This window comes from Muriicola sp. SD30 (genome assembly GCF_041205185.1).
In the GTDB taxonomy this organism is placed as follows: Bacteria; Bacteroidota; Bacteroidia; order Flavobacteriales; family Flavobacteriaceae; genus Muriicola.
This window is the reverse complement of record NZ_JBGEWB010000012.1, coordinates 1-3,423: the sequence shown is the minus strand read 5'-3', so window position 1 is coordinate 3,423 and position 3,423 is coordinate 1. Positions and strand designations below refer to the sequence as shown.

At 33.4% G+C, this 3,423-nt stretch carries 3 protein-coding genes; all 3 read right to left on the bottom strand.

Going from position 1 to position 3,423, the window contains the following annotated elements; all coding sequences use genetic code 11:
• Window positions 1–780: 780 nt before the first annotated feature.
• The 3 genes from AB8P51_RS15185 to AB8P51_RS15175 all read right to left on the bottom strand — a co-directional run bounded on the left by AB8P51_RS15185 (window position 781) and on the right by AB8P51_RS15175 (window position 2,484).
• Window positions 781–1,368, bottom strand: a complete 588-nt coding sequence (locus tag AB8P51_RS15185) for a hypothetical protein (RefSeq protein WP_369749726.1) — start codon at window positions 1,366–1,368, stop codon at window positions 781–783.
• Window positions 1,365–1,868 carry an RNA polymerase sigma factor gene (locus AB8P51_RS15180; protein ID WP_369749725.1) on the bottom strand — a complete coding sequence of 168 codons (504 nt, stop codon included), beginning with the start codon at window positions 1,866–1,868 and terminating at the stop codon, window positions 1,365–1,367. The genes AB8P51_RS15185 and AB8P51_RS15180 overlap by 4 nt, the downstream gene beginning before the upstream one ends.
• Window positions 1,869–2,118: 250 nt before the next feature.
• Window positions 2,119–2,484, bottom strand: a complete 366-nt coding sequence (locus tag AB8P51_RS15175) for a hypothetical protein (protein WP_369749724.1) — start codon at window positions 2,482–2,484, stop codon at window positions 2,119–2,121.
• Window positions 2,485–3,423: the final 939 nt, after the last annotated feature.

Genomic DNA, 3,423 nt, shown 5'->3' with positions numbered 1-3,423 from the left:
CTTTAATTTAAGCTTCTCGTCTTTGACTAGGTATTCCATTTTGTTTCTGTCTGTTTTTTTTGCCTTTCCGCTAACGGCTTTGGCTATGACTTCGTGGCCAGCGCCAGACGTTTTTTTGTTTCTTTAAAAATAGGAAAAAACGGCCAAGCGATAAGCCATGAGTTATAGCCGTTGTTGTAAACAGTTTATTAAAACAAGTGAGATAAATCTTTAAATGTTACGATCCATGCGTATAGCCATAACAAAGCCAAAGGAAAATGAATAAAGAGAGATACAAGGAATTTATAATTTTTCACCTCGTAACGTCCTTTATACAATCTATATAAACCTATTAAGGCCAAGAAACCTGCGATTATTAGGGGTAGCCCAAGAAGAAAATATGCGAGACCAAATCTACTCGAATCCTCTAATACTAGAGCAGAGGTAAAAGAGACAATGAAAAGACTCAAATTGACCAAACTTAACTTGAATGCTTTCGAAATATTGATTTGCTCCATAAATTGTTTACAACGGTCTAGTGTATGATTTCGTTGCGTGGTTTAAGCACTAATCTAGCAAATAAATCAAAGATAGAAAGTCCGCGAGGACTTTCGTAAGTAAGCTCTAACTAGCAATGAATTATACACATTGTTGCCATTAGTACTTTTTATTCCTAATTTGAATTCTCTTTTGTTTGATTGTTTCTCTTCTTGTTTTTGAAGTTGAAAATCGCAAAATTTTTGACAATTGTTCTAAAAAGCTTGTTGAAATTTTCGAGGGTCTATATTTGGATTTCATATGCTATTGTTCCAATTGATTTATTAATTCATCAATTCCAGATATTCTTGGGGCTATTTCTTTTTCTACTCTTTTTTTATTTAAGAAATACCCATAAAGACCTATTCCGATTGTAGCCACATTAATAAGGACAATCAAATGTACTGGAACTTTTTCCCAAACGCTGATTGTGAATAACAGCATTATTGGGTAAACCGGCAATATTCCCCAATAGAAGTATGTTTTAAGGAATTTCTTTAGTGCTTGAAGATATTCCCTGTTTTTTTTGAGGTAATTGATATAATTATTTTCCAAGTCACTAGGCTGAAACTTTTTGACACCTCTATATGTTATTATTAAATAAACTGCACAAATAATCATTAAAGCCAATGCTATTTTTGTCAGAATGAATGGAATCTTGAATAATAAAAAAGTAGATAATAAAACTCCAAATACAGCTAAAACCGTTTCTGAAAGTTCAATATAGTTCCACCATCTGTCTAAACGTTTTAAACTCGATTGTAATTCTATCATTAATTTTGATTTCTCAAATTTTATACGCTCTTGATTACTGGATGATTGCCAGATTTTAATTAATTCATCTTCAATCATAATATTCCATTTATACAGTTAAACAATTTTGATTTAATCCGCTTAATTTTTACGGCTATGTGATTTTCAGATAACCCAAGTATGTCTGAAATTTCTCGGTACGCTAATCCCTCGAAGTACAAAGCGACTATTGCTTTTTCTCCATCATTCAATTTTTTAACGCACTTTCTTAACGCTATTAGTTTTTCATCATTATTTTCATCTTCTACTTCAGAACTGATATTGATAATAGCTATACTATCTAATCTGATAAATCGGTTTTGGTTTTTCGTGTATTTTGATTTGAAACGAAGACAAACATTTAATGCTATCCTAAACATCCAAGTACCAATAGATGAATTGCCTTTAAATGAACTCATCGACTTCCAGATTTGAACTAAAACCTCTTGAAATAGGTCTTTTAAGTCTTCATTATTGTCAGAATATATTGAACAAAGCCTATATAATTTATCTTGGTTTTCCTCAAGTTCGGATAGAAATAGGCTTTTTTGTTTTTCCATTTTTAATACTTCCCTTTACTACTTTAGTTACCATAGTTCGAGAAATATGACAATTTAGAGAACATTTTTTTTTTAAAAGATGGAATTTCAAGGTTGGGTCAGTATTAATGGCAACGGTTTTGTGTATGGTTAGTTGCGTGTTTAAGCAACTAATTTAGTAAACAAAAACGAACGCGAGAAAATTCCGTAGGAATTTTCCAAATAGGCAACGACCAAAGCAATTAATTATACACGGTGTTGTGTGCAGGTTTTATTCCAAGTTGTCCCAACCTTTAATTCCGTCTTTTTTCAGTTGCAACAGCAGGTAAATTATTATTATTCCAAGTAAACCAACAAAAGAAATAGCTCCAATTCCTATACTCAAATTAATTATTAATGTGATTATACTTGTTCCGATTAATGCCCAAAAAGCCCATTTTTTCCAGTAAAACAAAAACACGATTAAAATCAGGTCTACAATTCCGAGTATTCCGAATATTAATTCCGTTTTATTTAATTCTTTCAGATTATTATCAAGTAAGAAACTTTTGGTTGCAATTAAATCAGTTAAGAAAATAATTGAAAGGAAAATGGTCAGTATTATATTCCGTTTTTTTGAGGTTTCTGTTATTATCATTTAGTTCAGAGTATTTTTAACTTGCACACAACGGTCTTGGCTATGATCTCGGCGCGGTGTTGGGGGCGAAGCTAGCGGAGGATCTAACGGCTTTGTCGTTTGAAATTCGCGCTGGCAAAGCGAGCCCGGGCCTCTACCCTATTTAAGCCAGTTCCTTGTTTTATTTAAATGTAGGAAATTTCAAATTATTGAGAAAGCAGCGCTGGATTATAGCCGTTGTTAGCAAACGGTTTATTTTATCCATGTTCCGATAAGGATTAAAAATTCAGACAGTTCATAACTAGCAAGGATTGTCAAGACTGAGATTATATTTTTATAATTTCTCCATTTAGTTAAAGTCCAGATATAGCATGACAAGGGGACAATCATTAGAAATTGAAGAAAATTCCAGAATTGATAGTCAAATAAGGTCCAGATAAAGGACAGGAAGGTAAAAAATCCAATAACAAATTCAATCCATTTTCCATTCAGTCCGCACCAAACTGAGAAAAATAGTGCGACAATTCCGAACGAGATAAACGCAATAGTTCCTACTGGAAATTCAGCAAAGAACCCGAGTACAAAAGATGCTGAGAGTCCAACCAAAATGAATCTCAAAAAGGGCGGTTTGGTTTTCAATAAAAGAAGGAGCCCGATTAAGACTCCAATTCCGATAATGATTTTTGTCTGCGTCAATTGAACTGTTTGCTAACGGCTTTGGCTATGATTTCGGCGCGGCCTAAGGGCGAAGCTAGGCGTTGGATCTAACACGGTTAGTGTTAGAAATTCGCGCTGGCAAAGCGAGCCAAGGCTATTCAGCCATAGAAGCCAGGTTTAGTTTTATTTAAATGTAGGAAATTTCAGGGAAGTTCTATAGTAGCGCTGAATTATAGCCGTTGTTGTGGTTAGTGTTTTTTTGTTATTTACTTAATTTCAATATTCTAAATGCTCCTTGAATTA